This window comes from Sphingomonas sp. S-NIH.Pt15_0812 (assembly GCF_003951315.1).
In the GTDB taxonomy this organism is placed as follows: domain Bacteria; phylum Pseudomonadota; class Alphaproteobacteria; order Sphingomonadales; family Sphingomonadaceae; genus Sphingomonas.
This window is the reverse complement of sequence record NZ_QLJH01000013.1, coordinates 77,159-97,308: the sequence shown is the minus strand read 5'-3', so window position 1 is coordinate 97,308 and position 20,150 is coordinate 77,159. Positions and strand designations below refer to the sequence as shown.

Annotated in this window: 20 protein-coding genes; 6 read left to right on the top strand and 14 right to left on the bottom strand. The window is 69.1% G+C overall.

From position 1 onward, the window contains the following. Positions 1-77: 77 nt before the first annotated feature. From BRX43_RS10710 to rpoZ, 5 genes are all read right to left on the bottom strand, one after another. Positions 78-596 (bottom strand): MarR family winged helix-turn-helix transcriptional regulator, encoded by a 519-nt coding sequence (locus tag BRX43_RS10710; RefSeq protein WP_125994846.1) that lies wholly within the window; start codon positions 594-596, stop codon positions 78-80. A gap of 19 nt (positions 597-615) precedes the next feature. After that, positions 616-1,056 (bottom strand): hypothetical protein, encoded by a 441-nt coding sequence (locus BRX43_RS10705; RefSeq protein ID WP_125994845.1) that lies wholly within the window; start codon positions 1,054-1,056, stop codon positions 616-618. Between the two features lie 39 nt (positions 1,057-1,095). Then, positions 1,096-1,479 carry a hypothetical protein gene (locus tag BRX43_RS10700; protein ID WP_241214903.1) on the bottom strand — a complete coding sequence of 128 codons (384 nt, stop codon included), beginning with the start codon at positions 1,477-1,479 and terminating at the stop codon, positions 1,096-1,098. A 38-nt stretch (positions 1,480-1,517) separates the two neighbouring features. Continuing rightward, positions 1,518-2,075 carry a helix-turn-helix transcriptional regulator gene (locus BRX43_RS10695; RefSeq protein WP_125994844.1) on the bottom strand — a complete coding sequence of 186 codons (558 nt, stop codon included), beginning with the start codon at positions 2,073-2,075 and terminating at the stop codon, positions 1,518-1,520. A 399-nt stretch (positions 2,076-2,474) separates the two neighbouring features. Then, positions 2,475-2,819 (bottom strand): DNA-directed RNA polymerase subunit omega, encoded by a 345-nt coding sequence (gene rpoZ / locus BRX43_RS10690; RefSeq protein ID WP_125994843.1) that lies wholly within the window; start codon positions 2,817-2,819, stop codon positions 2,475-2,477. Positions 2,820-2,968: 149 nt separating this feature from the next. Here rpoZ and BRX43_RS10685 point away from each other — a divergent pair, with 149 nt between their 5' ends. Together BRX43_RS10685 and BRX43_RS10680 are read left to right on the top strand one after the other, a co-directional pair. After that, positions 2,969-4,210 carry a phosphatidylserine/phosphatidylglycerophosphate/cardiolipin synthase family protein gene (locus BRX43_RS10685; RefSeq protein WP_125994842.1) on the top strand — a complete coding sequence of 414 codons (1,242 nt, stop codon included), beginning with the start codon at positions 2,969-2,971 and terminating at the stop codon, positions 4,208-4,210. A 150-nt stretch (positions 4,211-4,360) separates the two neighbouring features. Beyond that, a complete protein-coding gene (locus BRX43_RS10680; RefSeq protein ID WP_125994841.1) occupies positions 4,361-5,026 on the top strand; it encodes a DsbA family protein in 666 nt (221 codons plus the stop codon). Here the strand turns inward: BRX43_RS10680 and BRX43_RS10675 are convergent. Both BRX43_RS10675 and BRX43_RS10670 read right to left on the bottom strand, forming a co-directional pair. Further along, positions 4,996-5,178: a YbdD/YjiX family protein gene (locus tag BRX43_RS10675; RefSeq protein ID WP_125994840.1), complete on the bottom strand. Its 183-nt coding sequence runs from the start codon at positions 5,176-5,178 to the stop codon at positions 4,996-4,998. The two genes, BRX43_RS10680 and BRX43_RS10675, sit on opposite strands and share 31 nt — an antisense overlap. Continuing rightward, a complete protein-coding gene (locus tag BRX43_RS10670; protein ID WP_125994839.1) occupies positions 5,175-7,229 on the bottom strand; it encodes a carbon starvation CstA family protein in 2,055 nt (684 codons plus the stop codon). The genes BRX43_RS10675 and BRX43_RS10670 overlap by 4 nt, the downstream gene beginning before the upstream one ends. 93 nt (positions 7,230-7,322) lie before the next feature. Between BRX43_RS10670 and cobU the strand changes: the two genes are divergently transcribed. Next, the gene (cobU, locus tag BRX43_RS10665; RefSeq protein WP_125994838.1) at positions 7,323-7,838 is read left to right on the top strand and encodes a bifunctional adenosylcobinamide kinase/adenosylcobinamide-phosphate guanylyltransferase; all 516 of its coding nucleotides are present in this window, start codon (positions 7,323-7,325) and stop codon (positions 7,836-7,838) included. Between the two features lie 39 nt (positions 7,839-7,877). On the opposite strand, the gene BRX43_RS10660 is transcribed toward cobU, so the two are convergent. Then, a complete protein-coding gene (locus BRX43_RS10660) occupies positions 7,878-8,714 on the bottom strand; it encodes a nidogen-like domain-containing protein (RefSeq protein WP_206433182.1) in 837 nt (278 codons plus the stop codon). Between the two features lie 234 nt (positions 8,715-8,948). Between BRX43_RS10660 and BRX43_RS10655 the strand changes: the two genes are divergently transcribed. Both BRX43_RS10655 and BRX43_RS10650 read left to right on the top strand, forming a co-directional pair. Then, positions 8,949-9,431 carry a GNAT family N-acetyltransferase gene (locus BRX43_RS10655; protein WP_125994837.1) on the top strand — a complete coding sequence of 161 codons (483 nt, stop codon included), beginning with the start codon at positions 8,949-8,951 and terminating at the stop codon, positions 9,429-9,431. A gap of 42 nt (positions 9,432-9,473) precedes the next feature. Beyond that, a complete protein-coding gene (locus tag BRX43_RS10650) occupies positions 9,474-10,706 on the top strand; it encodes a histidine-type phosphatase (protein WP_125994836.1) in 1,233 nt (410 codons plus the stop codon). Here BRX43_RS10650 and BRX43_RS10645 read toward each other — a convergent pair. Genes BRX43_RS10645 through BRX43_RS10620 form a run of 6 tightly spaced genes read right to left on the bottom strand, consistent with a single transcriptional unit; the run spans position 10,703 to position 17,854 of the window. Beyond that, positions 10,703-11,236, bottom strand: coding sequence for a GNAT family N-acetyltransferase (locus BRX43_RS10645; RefSeq protein WP_125994835.1), 534 nt, complete (start codon positions 11,234-11,236; stop codon positions 10,703-10,705). The genes BRX43_RS10650 and BRX43_RS10645 overlap by 4 nt on opposite strands. Continuing rightward, positions 11,233-11,805 (bottom strand): 4'-phosphopantetheinyl transferase superfamily protein, encoded by a 573-nt coding sequence (locus tag BRX43_RS10640; protein WP_125994834.1) that lies wholly within the window; start codon positions 11,803-11,805, stop codon positions 11,233-11,235. Before BRX43_RS10640 ends, BRX43_RS10645 begins: the two co-directional genes overlap by 4 nt. Further along, on the bottom strand, positions 11,802-15,818 hold the full coding sequence (locus tag BRX43_RS10635; RefSeq protein WP_125994833.1) for a Pls/PosA family non-ribosomal peptide synthetase: 4,017 nt from the start codon (positions 15,816-15,818) through the stop codon (positions 11,802-11,804). The genes BRX43_RS10640 and BRX43_RS10635 overlap by 4 nt, the downstream gene beginning before the upstream one ends. Before the next feature lie 45 nt (positions 15,819-15,863). Continuing rightward, entirely contained in the window at positions 15,864-16,823 is a 960-nt protein-coding gene (locus tag BRX43_RS10630; protein WP_206433185.1) for a glycosidase, read from the bottom strand. Positions 16,824-16,825: 2 nt separating this feature from the next. Further along, positions 16,826-17,593 (bottom strand): SDR family oxidoreductase, encoded by a 768-nt coding sequence (locus tag BRX43_RS10625; RefSeq protein ID WP_241214902.1) that lies wholly within the window; start codon positions 17,591-17,593, stop codon positions 16,826-16,828. A gap of 54 nt (positions 17,594-17,647) precedes the next feature. Continuing rightward, complete coding sequence (locus BRX43_RS10620) at positions 17,648-17,854, bottom strand: hypothetical protein (protein ID WP_125994832.1); 207 nt, start codon at positions 17,852-17,854, stop codon at positions 17,648-17,650. 101 nt (positions 17,855-17,955) lie between these two features. Between BRX43_RS10620 and BRX43_RS10615 the strand changes: the two genes are divergently transcribed. Beyond that, a complete protein-coding gene (locus BRX43_RS10615) occupies positions 17,956-20,145 on the top strand; it encodes a TonB-dependent receptor (RefSeq protein ID WP_125994831.1) in 2,190 nt (729 codons plus the stop codon). Positions 20,146-20,150: the final 5 nt, after the last annotated feature.

Below are 20,150 nucleotides of genomic sequence, written 5' to 3'. Positions count from 1 at the left end.
CCCCCTGCCCCGCCCCGCCGGGCACGGCAAGGCCGCGCGGCTTTGGGGCTTCGCGTGAAACCGACGCTCGCCCCGCCCTAGATCTGGTCCAGATAGCGCAGCATGATGTCCTGGGCGTGCGGCGTCAGCTCGACATAGCGGACGCGGGCATCGCTCTTGCTCTGCCAGCACCGGGCCAGCCCCTCGCGTTCCAGCACCTTGATCCAGCGCAGCGCCGTGGTCTGCGGCACGCAGGACGCGCTCGACAGGTTGGAGATCGGCACACGGTCGCCCCGCTCCTGCTGAATGAACAGGTGCAGCAGCATGTCCCAGGCCGGTTCCTGGAACAGTCCGTCGGGATGGCCGAACAGGCGCTGGCGCAGGCGGCGCTGCTCGTAGAGCGCGACGGCCCGTTCCACATAGCTGGGCTGCTCGGGCGGGGCGGGCAGTTCGGGCAGGGCGTCGACGGGCACGCGCTCGGCCGGCATGGCGGGGACGGCGGTCAGCACGGGCGCCTCGGTCCGGGGGCCGACCGCGACCTGCGCGGCGAGCAGCCAGTCCTGCCATTGGGCACGATCGGAGTCCGGCCAGCGGACCAGGCGGATGGGATTCTTCACGGTCTGTCTCGATTGTTGGTCAGGCCGACCAGTCGGGGTCGACGCCCGCCGCGCGGCGGCGACGCTGGTGGCGGATCGTGCCGACCAGCAGCAGGGCGAGCATCGCATAGGCGAGCTGGCCGACCGCGACGGCATAGATCCAGGGCAGCAGGAACGGGTGATAGGCCTTGGCGAAATGCACCGCGATCGCGATCAGGTGCATCGCCGCCAGCCAGAGCGGCCAGAACCGCGCCGCCCGCAGCGCCACCACGCCCAGCGCCGCGAGCAGCGCCACGTCGATCGCCAGGATCCGCCAGTGGAGCTGGTCGAACCCGCGCGGAACGGTCGGCATCAGCAGCGTCCCCAACCCCGCCGCCATCAGCAGCAGCGCGACCACCCGCTCGGGCTGGCCGCCCCGCCACCAGGCATAGCCGCACACCAGGATCTGGACGATGTTGAAGATCAGGATGTGCGGGGCCATGGTGGGGTGGATCCGGTGAACCGGCCGTCAGCGTTGCAATCAGGCCGCGTCGCGGATGGACACGATGCTGGCGCTGCTGCGGCCGTAATTGTCGTCGCCCGGCTTCGGCTGCTCGTCGCCATAGGCGACGACGTAGCCGACCTGCTGGTTGATCTTGTCGAGCAGGCGGTGGCTGGCGACGGCATGGCCGCGCGCCTCGCCCATCGCGGTCAGCGCCTGGCAGACGCGGTCGAACACGCCCTGCCCGACCACGGCGGACAGACGCGCCTCGGTCCGGGCGGCGGGGAGCAAGGTGGCGAGACGGCCGCCCAGCGCGAAGCTGTCGTCGATCGCCTGTTCGAAGGCGCGCAGCGTATTGGCCAGTTCCTCGGCGGCGGGCATCGCCACGGCCTCGGTCGGAATGGTGTGCAGCATCTGGGTCATCCATGCGTCCGCCCCCAAAGGGAGCGCCCCTGTCCGGACTATGTGGGTAGCTTCCAGACTCGTCCGAGTAGCCCGGTCAGCGTTTCGAGTGCGGTCACCAGCGTGCCGAACCCCACCACCGAGGCGAGGGCCAGAGCCGGTATCCACAGGAGGCGCTGGCCCATGCTCAGGTCATTGCCGACTTCCCCCTGTCGCCGGAGCGGCAGGCGGAACCCCGATACCGGCGCCGCCCCGGTCGGGGATGGCGCTGGAGCGACGGGGTCCGCCCTGTCCGGCGAAACCGGAAATGCGAGGGAAACCGGGGCTTCCACTACCCCGGCGGTTTCCACCCCCGGATTTTCAGGGGGTGGATTGCGGGGCGGAACGGCCAGCATGTCGCCCTGGGGCAGGGCGGATTCATGCTCGGCCAGGGCATTGGCGGCGGCGGCGCGGCCGCGCACGCCGATGATCTCCGCCGCTTCGGTCAGATAGCCGTCGACGGTGCCCGGCGCGATGCCGAGCTCTGCCGCGATCTGCTTCGAGCTTTTGAGCTGGCGCACCAGTCGCAGACATTCGCGATGTCTCGGGGCAAGCCGCGCGAATCGATCAGCATCCATAACGGATCAATGCCGGCCAATGCTGGCCAAGTGCAATGGCGTGCGCGCGCTGACGCATCGGAAATGGTGGAAAAGCGGTTTACGTCACCGCTTTGTGGCCGTGATTGGCTGGCTCGGCGGCCAGGTCGCAGGAGCCCGACAACCAGGCCGGACAGGCTTGTGCTCCTGCGAAGGCAGGACCCTGGAGCCCAGCAAGGCGACGCTTTATGGATGGTCTTCCACGTCCGCAGAAGCACGACAACGACGGGCAAGGACACTTTGCCTCCGCCGGGATGGCACGATGGATTTCGCCGTCGCGAGAGGATGTCGCGGCTTTCCGACGATCTGTTCGACCAACGAAAAAGGGCCGCGACGTCGCCGTCGCAGCCCCTTGTCTGCTGAGAAGCCTAGGTCCGGCGATCAGCCGTCGTAATCGGCGCCCAGATTCTGGTTGCGCGGCGGCGCGGCGGCGGTGAGGCGCAGCGCCTCCGCCGATGCGGCCAGGCTGCCGATCTCGTCCGCTTCGTCCTCGTCGTCGATCCGCACCTTCTGCAGGCTGTTGACCACCGACTCTTCGAGATTGTCGGGATGGACCGTTTCCTCGGCGATCTCGCGCAGCGCGACGACCGGGTTCTTGTCGCGATCGCGGTCGAGCGTCAGCTCCGCGCCGCCCGAAATCTGCCGCGCGCGCTGGGCGGCGAACAGCACCAGATCGAAACGGTTGGGAATCTTGTCGACGCAATCCTCGACGGTGACGCGTGCCATGCCGTGTCCTTCGGAAACCGGAATCAGGAGAAGCGTGAGCGGCTATCCGCCGGCCGCCGGAAAGTCAAGGTAAACCGCCGCCCACGGCCGGGCGCCCGAAATCATGACGGTCCCGGATCGACCGGGGCGCTGATGCGTAGAGCATCATCATGACGCTCGCCATCGCCCCATCGGCCGATCGCCCGCGCGCCGCCGCTTGCATCCCGGTGACGCCACCCACGGCGCGGCCCGAACAACCGGTCTTCACCGTCGACGGCAACCGCCTGACCCTGCTCGACACCGGCCCGCGCCGGCTGGACGCGCTGGTCGAGCTGATCGACTCGGCGCGCCGCTCCTTGCGCGTCCTCTATTATATCTATGCCGATGACGGCGCGGGGCGGCGGGTGAACGACGCGCTGATCGCCGCGGCCCGACGCGGGGTTTCGGTCGCCTTGCTGATCGACGGGTTCGGCAGTGACGACACGCCCGACGACTTCTTCACCCCGCTCAGCGAGGCGGGGATCGACCTCTGCCGCTTCGCGCCGCGCTTCGGTCGGCGCTACTTGCTGCGCAACCACCAGAAGCTGGCGCTCGCCGATGCGGAGACACCAGAGCAGGCGCGGATCATCATCGGCGGCTTCAATGTCGAGGATGATTATTTTGGCACCGTCGCCGAACAGGCTTGGCGCGACCTGGGCCTGCTGGTCGAGGGACCGGCGGCGGCGCGGATGGGCGACTATTTCGACGCGCTGCACCAGGCGACCGAGCACCCCAAGCTGCGCGTCCGCCCGCTCAACAAGATCCTGGCGCGCTATAGCGAGACGCAGGGCGCGCTGCGCTGGCTGATCGGCGGGCCGACGCGCAAATTGTCCCCCTGGGCGCGGACGGTGCGCGACGACATGGCGCGGGGGCGGTGCATCGACATGATCGCCGGCTATTTCCTGCCCAGCCCGCTGCTGCTGCGCCGGATCGAGCGTGCCGGCCGCGACAGCCACCGCGTCCGCGTCGTCACCGCCGCCCGGTCCGACAACAACGCCACGATCGCGGCGGCGCGCTTCTCCTATGCCGGTCTGCTCCGCCGCGGCGTGCAACTGTTCGAATATGCGCCGACCAAGCTGCACACCAAACTCTATGTGATCGACGACGCCGTCCATATCGGCTCGGCCAATTTCGACATGCGCAGCCTGTTCATCAACCTGGAGCTGATGCTGCGGATCGAGGACCGCGCCTTTGCCGACCATGTCCGCACCTATGTCGATGGCGAGATCGCCGAGTCGAACGAGGTCACGCTGGACGGGTATAAGGCCGCGACCGGCTGGTGGCAGCGCGCCAAGCAGTTCGGCGCCTATCTGCTGCTCGCCGTCGTCGACCCCAGCGTCTCGCGGGGCCTGAATTTCGGGATCGACGAATGAGGGTGGACCGCGTCCTGCCGGGCGGATGACGGAGCCGATCTCTGCACGCGGAGGCGCGAGACGACCGCCGGGACCGAGACAGCCTCTACCTGCTCCGCGCCGCTGCGCGAACCGGTCTTCCATCGCCCTTCCATCGACCATGGCAACGCCGTGCCCGGCGTGATCGCCCGCCGCGACCTGATGCTGCTCATCGGGATGGTCGCGGGCGGCTGGACCGTGGGGAAGCTGATCGCCCGCCCGCCCGACGAGGCGCGGCAGGCCGGCGACGATCCGGCGATGCGGGCGATCCTGGCGGACCGTGCCGCCCCGTCCATCGGCCCGGCGAGCGCCGACCTGGTGATGCAGGTCTTCACCGACTATCGCTGCCCCGCCTGTCGGCGCGCCGATCCGGCGATGCACCGGGCGGTCGCGGCCGATGGCCGGGTCCGGCTGGTCTATCGCGACTGGCCGATCTTCGGCGACATCTCACGCCGCGCGGCGCGGGTCGCCCTGGCATCGGGATCGCTCTATCCGGCCGTCCACCGCACGCTGATGGCGGAGCCCCGCGCATTGACCGACGCCGTGTTGCGCGACGCCGTCACGGCCGCGGGCGGCGACTGGAATCGGTTGCGCGACGACCTGGAGCGACAGCGCCTGGCGATCGACGCCCGGCTCGACACCAATGCCCGCGCCGCCGCGACGCTGGGGCTGCAAGGCACCCCCGCCTATCTGGTCGGCCCGCTGATCGTCACCGGCGCGATGGATGCGGACGGCTTCGCCCGCATCTTCGACCAGGCGCGATCGGCTCAGCAGCAGCGCCCGCCGCCGCTGCCGTAACGCGCCTGCTGCCGGTCGCGGAAGAAGGCGGCGCGGGTCATCGGCGGGCGATCGGGATGATGCGCCGCCATGTGCCGGCAATAGGCGTCGTAATCGGGCATCCCGACCATCAGCCGCGCCATCTGCGCCAGCCGGGCGAACACCCGCTTCATTCCGCCGCCGCCAGCGTCATCGCCGGCGGCACTTCGGTCGCGCTCGGCCGGGGCAGCGCGCGGGCGGCAAGGCAGGTGCGGACCGCGAAGACCAGGATCGCCGCCACCACCGCCAGGAACAGCGCGCACAGCCCGGCATCGATCCGGTCGTTCATCACGATCCGCTGCATGTCCTGGAGCGACTTGGCGGGCGCCAGCACCTCGCCCCGCGCCGCCGCCGCCGCGAAGCGCGCGGCGTGGGCGAGGAAGCCGATCTTCGGATCGGGGTGGAACAGCTTCATCAGCCCGGCGGTGCCGGTGCACAGCAGCAGCCAGGCCGCCGGCACCATCGTCACCCAGGCGAACCGCTCGCGCTTCATGCGGAACAGCACGACCGTCGCCAGCATCAGCGCGACCGCCGCCAGCATCTGGTTGGAGATGCCGAACAGCGGCCAGAGCGTGTTCACCCCGCCCAGCGGATCGGTGACGCCCTGATAGAGGAAGAAGCCCCAGGCCGCGACGCACAAGGCGGTCGCGACCAGCCCGGACGCGCCCTTCCCCTCCCGGAAGCGCGGGCTGGCCAGGCCGATCAGGTCCTGGAGCATGAAGCGGCCGGCGCGGGTGCCGGCATCGACCGCGGTCAGGATGAACAGCGCCTCGAACAGGATGGCGAAGTGATACCAGAAGGCCTTCATCGCCGCGCCGCCGACCGCGTGGCTGAAGATCTCCGCCATCGCCACCGCCAGCGTCGGCGCGCCGCCGGTGCGGCTGATGATCGTCGCCTCGCCCACGTCGCGCGCGGTCTGCGCCAGCGTCGCGGCGGAGACCGGATAGCCCATCGCGGTCACCGCCGCCGCCGCACTGGCGGGATCGGTGCCGAGCAGCGCGGCCGGCGCGTTCATCGCGAAATAGACACCGGGGTCGAGGATCGACGCCGCGACCAGCGCCATGATCGCCACCGCGCTTTCCATCAGCATCGCGCCATAGCCGATGAACGGCGCGTCCGCCTCGCTCGCGATCAGCTTGGGCGTGGTGCCGCTGGCGATCAGCGCGTGGAAGCCCGACACCGCGCCGCAGGCGATGGTGATGAACAGGAAGGGGAAGAGCGGCCCGGCCCAGACCGGCCCCGCGCCGTTCGCGGCGAAGGCGGTCAGCGCCGGCATCCGGAGCGGCGGGGCCATGATCACGATGCCGATCGCCAATGCGGCGATCGCGCCGATCTTCAGGAAGGTCGACAGATAGTCGCGCGGGGCCAGCAGCAGCCAGACCGGCAGCACCGAGGCGACCGCGCCATAGACGATCAGGATCGCGCAGAGCTGCACCGGCGTGAAGGTGAACATCGGTGCCAGCACGGGATGCAGCGACACCCATTGCCCGGCGAAGATCGCGCCGATCAGCCCGACAAAGCCGAGCAGCGACACCTCGCCGATCGCGCCGGGGCGGACCCAGCGGGTATAGGCGCCCATCAGCATCGCCAGCGGCACCGTCGCCGCCACCGTCACCATGCCCCAGGGGCTTTCGGCCAACGCGCGCACCACGATCAGCGCCAGCACCGCCAGGATGATGACCATGATCATGAACGCGCCGGTCAGCGCGATCGTGCCGGCCACCGCGCCCATCTCCATGCGGATCAGTTCGCCCAGCGACCGGCCGTCGCGGCGCATCGAGATGAATAGCACGGCGAAATCCTGCACCGCACCGGCCAGCACCACGCCCGCCAGGATCCATAAGGTGCCAGGCAGATAGCCCATCTGCGCCGCCAACACCGGCCCGACCAGCGGCCCCGCCCCCGCGATCGCCGCAAAATGATGGCCGAACAGCACGCGACGGTCGGTCGCGACATAATCCAGCCCGTCGGCGCGGCGCACCGCCGGAGTCGCGCGCGCCGGATTGATGCCGAACACGCGGCCGGCGATGAACTTGGCATAATAGCGATAGGCGATCAGATAGACCGACAGGGCCGCCGCGACGATCCACAATGCGTTGATCGGCTCGCCCCGGGCGGATGCCACCACCGCCAGGCAGGCCGCACCGACCAGTCCCAGGATGATCCATGGCCAATGCTTGTTCATATGCCCCCTCATCGCTTGTCGCGCCCGGTCTAGCGGGCCATGACGGCCAAGGCGAGGCTTTGTAGAAGGCAGGGCAGAGACGGGAATGGCGGGATGACGGAGCGCGTGACCCTGGTGCTGGGCGGCGCACGATCGGGCAAGAGCCGGCGCGCGCAGGCGCTGGCCGAGGCGGCGGACGCCGGGCGGCGTGTCTTCATCGCCACCGCCCAGGCCTTCGACGCGGAGATGCGCGACCGGATCGACCGGCACCGCGCCGATCGCGACGGACGCTGGCAGACGGTGGAGGCGCCGGTCGATCTCGCCGCCGCGATCGCCCGGGCCGATGCGCCGGACGGGCTGCTCTTGGTCGATTGCCTGACGCTCTGGACCTCCAACCTGCTGCTCGCCGACCGGCCGCTCGACCCGGCGCTGGACGCGCTGTGCGCCGCGCTGGCCTCGGTCCATGGGCGCGTGGTGCTGGTGTCGAACGAGGTCGGCTGGGGCATCGTCCCCGACAATGCGCTGGCGCGCCGGTTCCGCGATCTGGCGGGCATCGTCAACCAGCGCGTCGCCGCCGCCGCCGACCGGGTCGAACTGGTCGTCGCCGGCCTGCCGATGGTGTTGAAATGACGACCGCCAACCATGATCGGGCTGGCGGTCGCTGCGGGATCAGGCGCTGATCATCGTGTGCGGACTCGGCCGCCGCCGCGCGACCATCGCGACCGCCCCGAAGCCCAGGATCAACATGCCCCAGCCGGCCGGCTCCGGCACGATCGTCACCGGCTCCGCGACGCCGCCGCGCACCTCGAACTTGAACTCACGGTCCTTCAGCGCATTGGCACCGCCGTCGATCAGCGCCCCGTTCTGCAGCGATCCCGGCGCTGCGTAATAGGTGCCGGGTGCGTTACCCGTGCCCGCATTGAATCCCATGGAGGCGGAGTGGCCGCCCCGGCCGCCGCTGCCGCCGCTGCCGCCGCTGCCGCCGCCGGTCTCCCACTGGATCGAGCCATAACGGAAGAAGATGTCGAAATCTCCGGTCGCCACGTCACTACGATTGACCAGAATGGCCTGGAAGCTGTTCAGCTTGTCCGTGGCCCCTGAATAATATCCGACCTTGTCCCAGGTCGCGCCGAACGCCTGCCGTCCTTCATAGGTGCCGGTGCCATAGGCCGTCACGCCACTGCCCGCGCCACGCGTGTCGACGTCGGCGAAGAAGGGGGCGATGATCGCAGTGCCGGAATAACCCGTTCCGAGCCCGACCGGCGTGAAGTCGCTACGGGACCCGGAGAATGTAAGGTTACCATTATTATTGACGAAGATATTGCTGTACGTCCTTCCGAAGAAGTTGACCATGAACGGCAAGGCTACCGAACCGGTGGAACCATCGTCATTGCGCACCAAGGTCTGGCTGTTGAAGCCGGCCACGATTGCCGCAGACGCAGGCTGACCCACCAGTGCCAACGAAAGAGATAATACGGCCCCCACCATAAAACTCTTGCTCGACATACAAACCCCCTGTTTGATTGCGGCTGTTTACCGCGATCAATTCGTTAATTTGTCGTTAATGATCGAGCAATACGTATATTCCACAGCGTATATTCGATCACTATTTTGGTTGGATAAAATTTCCGACAAAGTATCGACAGCAAAAGACTTTCACCAATTCGATTCTGTACCGCGTCCATTTTGGAGGCAATCATTGGATTGGTGTTTCTGGTCGCAACCGCATAATCGAGCCCGATGCACATCCGGTCGATCAAACCCGATGATCACGCCGCGCTGCCCGCCATCCTGATGCCGGTGATCCGCGCGGGCGAGACCTATGCGCTCGATCCGGGAATGAGCGAGGCGGCGGCGCTGGCCTATTGGTCGGGCCCGGACAAGACCGGCTTCGTCGCGGAGCGCGCGGGGCGTATCCTCGGCACCTATTATCTGCGCGCCAACCAGGCGGGCGGCGGCGCGCATGTCGCCAATGCCGGCTATATGACCGCCGCCGATGCCGGTGGACAGGGCGTGGGCCGGGCGATGGCGGAGCATTCGCTGGTCCAGGCCCGGGCGATGGGATTCCGGGCGATGCAGTTCAACTTCGTGGTCAGCAGCAACACGCGCGCGGTGCGGCTGTGGCAGGCGCTCGGCTTCGCGACCGTCGGCACGGTGCCGGGCGCGTTCCGCCGGCCGGACGGGGTGGAGGTCGACGCCCTGGTGATGTTCCGCCGGCTATAGGGCGTCACGAAACTGTCCGATCCGCTGGGTAACGGCCGCGCCATGCCCCGCTTGCTCCGTCGCCTGCCGCTCCTGCTCGCCGCCCTCGCCGGCTTGTCGCCCCCCGTCATGGCCGCGCCCGTGCGCGCCGGCCTGGTCCTCGACCGGGCGGTGGTGCTGATGCGCCACGGCGTCCGCGTGCCGCTCGACGGCGAGGTGCCCGCCGACACCAGGAGCGCCGCGCCCTGGCCGCGCTGGCCGCTGCCCGAAAGCCGGGTGACGCCGCATGGCGCGCAGGCGATGACGCTGCTCGGCGCGTTCGACCGCCGCCGCTGGGTCCAGGCCGGGCTGGTGCCCGCCACCGGCTGTCCGCGCGGCGGCACGGTGCGAATCCACAGCAATACCGCGATCCGCACCATCCAGAGCGGCGAGGCCTATGCCGCCGGCCTCGCGCCCGGCTGCCCGATCATGGTCGATCACCTGGCGGAGGATCAGGCGGACCCGCTGTTCGAGCCGCTGCGCGCCGGCGCCACCGCCTTCGATGCGCGCGCCGCCGTCGGCGCGATCGATCGCTATACCGGCGGCATGGCGGCGCTCGCCGATCGCCATCGCCCCGATATCCGGCTGCTCGACCGGGTGCTGGATTGCGGCGATCCGCGGGGCTGCACCGGCGGCGGCGCGCCCGCGCTTCGCCCCTCCGCGGACGGGCGCGGCATCGACCTGTCGGGCCCGATCCGCAGCACGTCGGGCATCGCGCAGGTGCTGCTGCTGCAATATGCCGAGGGGATGCCGGCGTCTCAGGTCGGCTGGGGCCGCGCCGACGCCGCGACGATCGCGCGGCTGGGCAGGCTGCACGCCGCCCTGTTCGACGTATTCACCCGCTCCCCCTATATGGCCGCGCATCAGGCATCGGCGCTGGGCGACCATATGCTCGGCGCGCTGACGCGGAAGGACGGGCCCGCGCTCGACCTGCTGGTCGGCCACGACACCAACGTCACCGCGCTGGGCGCGGCGCTCGGCGTCGATCTCGCCGCGCCCGGCTATGCGCTGAACGACGTCGCCCCCGGCGGCGCGATCCTGCTGGAGCGGTATCGCGACCCGCGATCGGGCGCGCTCTACGTCCGCGCCGCCTATCAGGCGCAGCCGCTGGACGCCCTGCGCACGCTGTCGCCCGAGGTGACGGTGACGCCGCTGACGGTGAAGGGCTGCGCGACGCTCTGCCCATTGCCGCGCTTCGAACGCCTGCTCCGCGCCCGCCTCGCGCCGCTGGTCGCGCGGCCGGCGCCGGGACGTTAAAGCCGCCCGACCGCGTCCCGCGCCGCCGCCAGCGCCGCGTCGCGCTGCATCGTCAAGGCGGCGGGCGACGTGGCGGCGAGATCGAAGCGGAGCTCGTGCATCGTCATGCCCGAACGATAGCCCTGCGGCCACACCGCTGTCTCCTGGAACCCGCAACGGCGGAAGAAGGGCGCGACCTGGGGCGAGGTATCGACCGTGACGTAGCGGGTCGGCGGGTCGGCGCGGGTCGCGACGTGCCGCAACCGCTCGAACAGCAGCAGCCGACCGAGGCCGCAGCCGTGATAGCGCCGCGCCGCCATGCCCCAATAGAGCAGCGCCTTGTTGTAATGGTCCCAGACCTCATAGCCGCCGAACGCCGCCGCGACGCCGTCCACCGCGACGACGAAGGCGGGGCCGTCCGGTTCGTCCAGCGTCTCTTCCAGCCAGGCGCGGTCGCCCGCCCCGAAATAATCGTCGGCATTGCCGTCGAAGATCGCCAGCACCGCGGCGCGATCGGTGTCGGCATAGGGGCGGACGCCGAGGTCGGTCATGCGGCGCTCCAGCAGGCGAGGGTCTCGATCGCGTCGCCGGTGTCGCGCGTCCAGCAGTCGGAACGCCCCTCGCAGTGCGCCGTGGCGCGGGTGGCATCGATCAACCGCGTGTCGATCGCCTCCGGCGCGAGGCGGCGGGGCGTGCCGACCAGCTTGGCGTGCGCCTCCTTGATCGTCCAGCGGCGCAGCCACGCGCGCGGTTGTCCGGCGGCGGGGACCTGGCGCAGGTCGTGCGCCTCCCGTTCCGTCAGCATGTCCCAGAGCGGCGGCGCATCGTCGACCAGTTCGCGATCGACCGCGATCGGCCGGCGCGCCGCGCCGATCAGGCCATGGTCGCCCCGCCCCGACAGGCCGATATGCCAGCCCGGCGGATACGCCACATAGGGCGCACCGGCCGCATCGCGGGCGAGGTGGACGGCCGCTGCCGCCTCGCCCGTCAGCCGGGCGAGCAACGCCGCGACCAGGGGCTGGCGTCGCCCCCGCCCCGGATCGGCGACGCGCCACGCGACCGGCGAGGCGCCGTCCCAGTCCAATCCGTCGAGCGGCCCGTCATGCCAGATCGGTGTCATGCGCCCCCGGTGACGATCCGCGCCGGGCTGCCCTCCCAATTGGTGCCGTCGGGCAGCGACTCGCCCTTCATCACCACCGACAGGTCGCCGAGCTGCGCGTCGGCGCCGACCTCCGCGTCATAGAGGACGATGGCGAGCGAGCCGATCGTCGCGCGGTCACCGACCGTGATCGCGCCGACCTTCATCACCCGATCCTCGAACAGATGCGTCTGGAGGCCGGCATAGTCGTTGAGCGCGACATCGTCGCCGATCGTGACCAGGTCGTGCTCGGTCAGGTCGGTGGTGTCAATATAGCAGCGCTTGCCGATCTTCGCGCCCATCAGGCGGAGATAGAGGCCGATCCACGGCGTCCCCCGCAACGGTTCCAGCAGGTTGGCGACCGCCAGATTCTCATAGGTCGCGGTGACCAGCTCGGTCCGCCAGACGAAGGTGCTCCACAAGGGCGCGGTGGTCGCGGTGTAGCGGCCGACCACCAGCCATTTGAGCGCCAGCACGAACGCCCCGCAGGCGAGGCAGAACGCCATGTAGAGGAAGGGGAAGGTGGACACGATCACCAGCCCGCCCCGCTCCAGGTCGTCCAGGTCGCCGACGACCGAGAGCAGCAGGCTGAAGAACACCAGGAAGGCGGTGAGCGACAGGGTGGTGCGGATCGCCTCGATCGACAGGCGGGTGGCGATCAGCCCGCGCGACGGATTGAAGCGCGCGCCCTCGTCGAACATCGTCGCGACCTGGCGCACCGGCAGCTTGAAGGCGGGCGAGCCGAACCAGGTGCTGCCCTGTTCAAGCGCCAGCGCGGGGTCTTCCGGCGGCTTGGACAGGACGCCGATCAGCACCTCGTCGCCGATCTGCACGCCGCTCGGCAACAGCGCCGAATTGCCGATGAAGCTGCGCCGGCCGATCTTGGTATGCGCCAGTTCGATCGTGCCGTGCCCGATCTTCGCCGCGCCGAAGATGACCGAATCGGCGATGAAGCTTTCCGGCCCGATCTCGACCAGATCGGGGACGATCGCGCTGGCGGTCGAGATCTCCGCCCGCCGGCCGACCTTCACGCCCAGCGCCCGGTACCAGGGGATGACATAGAGGGTCGCGAAGATCGGGTGCAGCAAGCGCAGCGCCAGGTCGTTGATCTGCTTGACCATCCAGTAGCGGACGTAGAACCAGCTCTCCAGACGGTAGACGCCCGGCGACACCCGCCCCAGGATCAGCCGCTTGGCCAGCACGGTCAGCACGCACATCATCACGACATAGGTGACGGCGAGCAGCGGCGAGACGAGGACATAGGCATAGCCGGTCGTCGCCCAGTCGAGCTCGATCAGCGCGATCAGGCCCGGCGCGATCGGCAGGATGGCGAGGATCGGCAGCAGCAGCGCGCCCAGCAACAGGCCGAGCGACGGCCCCGGCCCGCCGGTCCTGCCCGCCACCGCGCCCGGCTCGACCATCGCGGCGAAGCGGGCAGGCGATCCGGTCCAGCGCTGGCGCGCCGGCACCACCATCTCCGCCGGCAGGGCCGACATGTCGTCGAGGATCGCGTCATCCTCCAGCCGTGCCTCGCGCCCGACCACCGCCTGCGACCCGACGAACACCCGGTCGCCGAGCGTCACCCGGCCCAGCCGCAGCAGCCCGCGCTCGACCGAACTGGTCGCCATCACCGCCTGGTCGCTCACGATCGAATCGTCGCCGCAGGCGAACAGGTCGGCGGTATCGATCACCCCGGTGCCCAGATAGGCGCGCTTGCCGATCCTGGCCCCCAGCATCCGGTAATAGCCCCGGATCATCGGCGTACCGGCGATATAGGGGGTGGCGGTCACCGCGATGATCCGGCGCACCAGCCACCAGCGGAAATAATAGCTGCCCCAAAGCGGATAGTCGCCCGCCTTGAACCGCCCGACGACCAGCCATTTCGCCGCGATCGACAGGAACAGGGAGGCGACCGGCACGACGGTGAAGAACAGCGCGCTGAGGACCAGCGCGTCGATGCGGCTCATCCGCGCGGCCAGATGCGTATAGGCGATATAGGGCGTGAACCATTGCAGGCCCGCCAGCGTGTAGATCGGGATCAACGCCAGCGTCTGCGCCGCGACGCACAGCCGGCGCTTCCATTCCGGCACGCGGTGGAAACTGCCCTCCGTCAGCAGCGCGATCGGCGCCGCGCCGCCGATCCGCTCCGCCAGCGCGCGGATGGTGGGCGCGGCATAGACATCCTCCAGCGACAGGCCCTCCAGCCCCGGCACCTTGCGTGCCGCCGAGACGAGCCGCGCCGCCTTGAGCGAATGGCCACCCAGATCCTCGAACAGATCGTCCAGCACGGAGACGGGCTGCGGCGCGAACGCCTCGGCCCAGATGCGGTGGAGCGTCGCCTCCATCGGCGTCGCCGGCGGCTCGACCGCGCGGCCGGTGTCGACGGTGATCTCCGGCTTGACCAGCGCCTTGCGGTCGACCTTGCCCGAGGCGGGCAGCGTCGGCAGCGCGGCCATCATCTGATAGGCGGCCGGGCGCATATAGTTGGGCAGGCGTTCGGTGACCCGCGCCCTGACGTCCGCGACATCGACCGTCTCGCCGCTGCGCGCGACGATGAAGGCGGCCAGGAATTCCGCGCCGTCCGCATCGTTGAACAGATGCACGACCGTCTGCGCCACGCCCGGCGCCTCGCCGATCACCGCCTCGATCTCGGCGAGTTCGACGCGGAAGCCGCGGATCTTCACCTGCGTGTCGATCCGCCCGACGAAATCGATATCGCCCGCCGCGTCCAGCCGGACGAGGTCGCCCGAGCGATAGATCCGCTCCGGCCCGCCCGACACGGTGTCGAACGGCGTCATCGTGAACTTCTCGGCGGTCAGGTCGGGCCGGTTGACATAGCCGACGCCGACGCCGGGGCCGCCGATCACCAGCTCGCCCTCCTGCCCCGCCGCGACCGGCTGCAACGCCGCGTCGACGATCCAGGCGGTATAGCCGGGCAGCGGCTTGCCGATGGTGATGCGCTGGCCCGGCTGCACCTCGGTCCAGGTCGCGGTCACCGAGGTTTCGGTCGGGCCATAGGTGTTGAGCAGCCGCAGGCCCGGCCGCGCCAGCCGGCGCGGCAGATCGGGCGGGCAGGCCTCGCCGCCCATGTTGATCAGGCGGAGCGTCGGCACCGGATGCTCGACCAGCGCGATCAGCGAGGGGACGACATGCCAGATCGTCGTCCGCTCCGCCGCCAGCGCGATCGCCACGTCCGGGCCGCTGCTCGCCAGCGCCTCGGTCGCGACCAGCAGCGTGGCGCCGACGAAGAAGGCGCTCCACATCGTCTCGACCGACATGTCGAATGCCAGGCTGAACCCGCCGAACACGATATCGGCCGGGTCCAGCGCCAGGATCGCGCTTTCCGAACGGACCAGGTGGCAGGCATTGGCATGGGTGATCATCACCCCCTTGGGCCGCCCGGTCGTGCCGGAGGTATAGATGATATAGGCCAGGTCCTGCGGGGCCGCCCCCGTCACGTCGCGCGGCAGCGGCACGGGCGGCTCGGCGGCCAGGTCGCCCAGCTCCGCATCGATCGCCAGCGTCCGCCCGCCGATCTCGCCCGCGCGCGCGGCGACCGTGATGGTCAGCGCCGCGCCGCTATCCTCGACGATGAAGGCGATCCGGTCCTGCGGATAGCCCCAGTCGACCGGCACATAGGCGGCCCCGGCGCGCAGCACGCCCAGGATCGCCATATACTGGTCCAGACCGCGCGGCAGGCACAGCACCACCCGGTCGCCCTTGCCGATGCCCATGCCGCGCAGCCGATGCGCCAGCGACAGGCTGCGCCGCGCCAGCATGTCATAGGTCCATTGCGTGGCGCGGCCATATTCCTCGTCCGCGCCGATCAGCTTCAACGCGACGGCCTGGGGATGGTCGCGCGTGGTCGCGTCGAACAGCTCGTGCAGCAGTTCGTCGCGCGCATAGGGTGCCTCGGGCCGCAATTCCGGCGCGGGCGCGATCGGCGCGTGGATCGTGGGCGGAAGGTCGGTCGGGGGCGGCGTTTCCGCTGGCATCGGCTGGACGGTCCTGTGGATCGAGTATGACGGGTGACGGCGCGCCTAGCTGCGCCGGATCAGCGCCCGGGCGAGCCGCCGGTCCTCCAACGAATAATAGAGCCAGATCAAGCAATCTTCGACAACCACCGACGCGGCGAACGCGATATCGGTCGCGCCGCGATCGTCGGCCGGCGGCGGCGTGACCAGCGGCTGGATGCCCCGCGCCACCACGCGCGTATAGTGTTCGTCGAACGCCACCCAGCCGATCCGCCAGCGCGCATCGCGAGTCGCGCCGTTGTAGAACATCACCGGCCGCGCCGGATCGTCGGTCAAAAGCGGCCCGGTGGAGAGATGCCAGTCGTCCCAACTGTCCGCGCGCGGCATGAAGGGCGTGGGCTGTTCGTCCCACGGCCCCGCCACCTCCGCGCCGATCGCCAGCCCGACGCGCGACGCATCATCGGCCGCATATTCGTAGAACAGCCGCCAGCGCCCGTCCGCGGTGCGATCGACCGTCGCCTCCTTGGTATTGCCCTCCGACTTGGAGGAGGCGAGCGCGACGCCGCTTTTTTCCAGCCGGTCGAGCGACGGGCCGGCGGCATAGGAGAGTTCGCCATGCGAATGGTCGGCCAGCACGCCCGAATAATAGACGATGTACCCGTCCGGCCCGCGCACCACGGTCGGGTCCTCGACGCCGCCGGCATCGTGATCGCCCGGCCCCGGCACGATCGAGGGTGCGTCCAGCATCGTGAAGTGGCGGCCATCGTCGCTCCACCCGGACCAGATCACGCCGGTATCGGTCAGCGTCTCGCCCGGCTTCACCACCGCCCGGACCATCAGGCCCCAGCGGCCGTCCGGCTCGCGCCAGACATAGGGGCTCATCAGGTCGCGGGCCATCAGCTCCGGCGGGCCGTCCAGCGTCACCTCTTCGATCCGCTTGACGTTGAAGTCGAGGTCCGGCGGCGCGTCGACGACGGCATCCTTGCGATGCGGGTCGGCGATCGATCCCGTCGCGTTCGTCGGCATGCTCATGCGCCCAGCGCCTGCATCAGCGACAGGCCGCCATCGATGACGATCCGCGCCCCGGTGATGTAGCGGGCCTGGTCGGACGCCAGGAAGACGGCGAGCTCCGCCACTTCCGACGGTTGTCCGGCGCGGCCGAGCGGGATGTTCTGCTCCAGCGTGCGGCGATAGGCGTCGTCGCTTTCGGCGCGCGCGTTCATCGGGGTCAGGATCATGCCGGGTTCGATCGCATTGACGCGGATGCCGCGCGGGGCCTCCTCGATCGCCAGCGTCTCGACCAGGTTGGACAGGCCGCCCTTGGCCGCGCAATAATCCGCGCCGCCCGCGCGCACCGCATAGGCGTGGATCGAGGAGATGTGCAGGATCGCGGCGTCGCCCTTCGCCTCGCCCCGCCCGGTCAGGAAGCGGCGCGAGGTCAGGAACGCGCCGGTCAAGTCCGTGTCGAGCAGCCGCCGCCACTGCGCCAGGGTCATGTCGCGCACCGTCACCCCCGACATGTTGAGCCCGGCCGAATTGACCAGCACCGCCGCCGGTCCCCAGGCGGCCTCCACCGCCGCGAAGGCCCGGTCGACCGAGGCTTCGTCATCGACATGCGCCTGCACGGTCATCGCCGTGCCGCCCGCCTTGCTCACCGCCGCCGCCGTGGCGTCGGCCGCCGCCTGGTCCTGATAGAAGAGGATGGCGACCCGCGCGCCCGTCGCGCCGAATGCCTCCGCGCAGGCCGCGCCGATTCCCGACTCGGCCCCCGTCACGATCACGGTCCGCTCCACCACCCATCTCCTCCTTCAACCGTTGATCCCGCGCAACGAAGCCTGATCGGCATTGGTTCACCGCAATTCCACCGGCTGCACGGATGTTGAACATTTCTTCATGATGTTCGGAGCCGCAGACGAAGCCATCAAATCATGGCCGGCCATCATCGTGGCCCCGACAGGATTATCCTTCACCACCGCAAGACGATCATCAGCATAGAAACCTTTCCTGTCTCGCCCGTCATGTTCGATGGGCCGTTCGACATGGGGGTTTTCCGTCACTTTGGTGACAAATTGCTCATCTTGCCTTCGCCGTCTTGCCAGCGATCGAGGATGCCGCAATGCACAAGCTATCTGATATAAAGTAACATCGAGAATAGCTGATGCGCGTTCCCCTGCTCCTCTCCCGCGTGGCCCTGCTCGCCCTTGCCGCCGCCGCCTGGGGTCAGCCCGCGCTGGCGCAGACGCGCGGCCTGCCGAGCCAGGATCAGGATCGGACAGATGCGCAGGACCGGAAGGACGGCACGGACGGCGCCAAGGACACGACCGCCCCGGCACCCGACATCGTCGTCACCGCCCGCCGGCTCGACACCGCGCGCGCGCATATCCAGCCCAGCCTGGGCGCGTCGAACTATGAGATCACCAGCGCCACGATCAAGGCGTTGCCCGGCGGCGAGAACCAGCAGTTCAACCAGATCCTGCTCCAGGCGCCCGGCATCGTGCAGGACGGTTTCGGCCAGTTCCACGTCCGCGACGACCATAACGGCCTGCAATATCGCATCAACGGCACCATCCTGCCCGAGGGGCTGGCGGTGTTCGGGCAGACGCTGTCGCCGCGCCTGGTCGAGAAGGTCAACATCCTGACCGGCGCGCTGCCGGCGCAATATGGCCTGCGCACCGCCGGCGTCATCGACGTGACGACCAAGAGCGGCCTGTTCCAGAATGGCGGCACCGCCTCGCTCTATGGCGGCAGCCACGACACGATCCAGCCCAGCCTGACCTATGGCGGCTCGTCGGGGAGCACCAACTACTTCGTCTCGGGCGATTACCGGCATAGCGGCCTGGGGATCGAGAGCGTCGACGGCCGTTCGACCCCGATCCATGACAAGACCGACCAATATCAGGCCTTCACCTATGTCGACCATATCCTGGACGACCGGAACCGGGTGTCGTTCGTCGGCGGCTATTCCAACCAGTGGTTCCAGATCCCCAACCCCGTCGGCCAGCAGCCGGGCGCGGGCTGGAACGTGAACGGCCAGACCGGCTTTCCCAGCGAGAATCTCAACGAGACGCAGTTGGAGAAGACCGGCTTCGGCCAGATCGCCTTCCTCCACGATGCCGAGCCGCTGACCGTGCAGGCCTCGCTGTTCGCGCGCTATTCGTCGCTGCGCTACCGGCCGGACATCCTGGGCGAGCTGCTCTATAACGGGCAGGCGCAACAGGCGTACAAGCAGGACTTCGCGATCGGCGGACAGGTCGATGCGGTCTATCATCTGGGCCAGGCGCACACGCTGCGCGGCGGCCTGCTGGTCACGCGCGACCGGTCGACCAGCGACACCATCACCCGCGTCTTCCCGGTCGACGCCAGCGGCGCGCAGGCGGGCGATCCGGTCGCGATCGTCGACGATGGCGGCAAGACCGCGACCAGCGTCAGCGCCTATCTGCAGGACGAGTGGAAGCTGCTGCCGCGCCTGACGCTCAACTATGGCGCGCGCTACGACCTCTATGATGGCTATCGGCGTGAGGGGCAGCTGTCGCCGCGCGTCAACCTGGTCTGGCAGCCGGGCGATATCTATACGCTCCATGCCGGCTATTCGCGCTATTTCGTGCCGCCGCCCTTCGAACTGGTCGGCACGACCAGCATCGCGAAGTTCGTCGGCACCAGCGCCTATCCGGCGGTCACCGCCAACACCGTGCCCTATGCCGAGCGGCAGGATTATTTCGACGCCGGCTTCCAGGCGAAGCTCAGCCGCTATCTCACCTATGGCATCGACGCCTATTACCGCATCTCGAAGAATTTAATCGACGAGGGGCAGTTCGGCGCGCCGATCATCCTGACGCCGTTCAACTATCAACAGGGTCGAATCGGCGGGATCGAGGCGAATGTCAGCTATGCGCGCGGCCCATTGCTCGCCTATGCCAATTTTGCCGCCGCCAAGGCCAAGGGTCGCAACATCCTCTCCAGCCAGTTCAGCTTCGGCCAGGACGATCTCGACTATATCGCGCGTCGTTACATCTATCTCGACCATGACCAGACCTTCACCGGCTCGGCGGGCATTTCCTATGCCTTCGGGCAGGGCACGAAGCTCGGCGGCAGCATGATCTATGGATCGGGCCTGCGCCGCGACGACGACGTCCACCAGGTGCCCAACGGGGCGAAGCTGCCGCCCTATGCGCAGTTCAACCTGACCGCGAGCCAGCATCTGGCGGGGCCGAACCTCGACATCCGCTTCGACGTCATCAACGCGCTCGACCATCGCTATGAAATCCGCGACGGGACCGGCGTGGGCGTCGGCGCGCCGCAATATGGCCCGCGGCGCGGATTCTTCGTCGGCGTCGCAAAGAATTTCTGACGCCC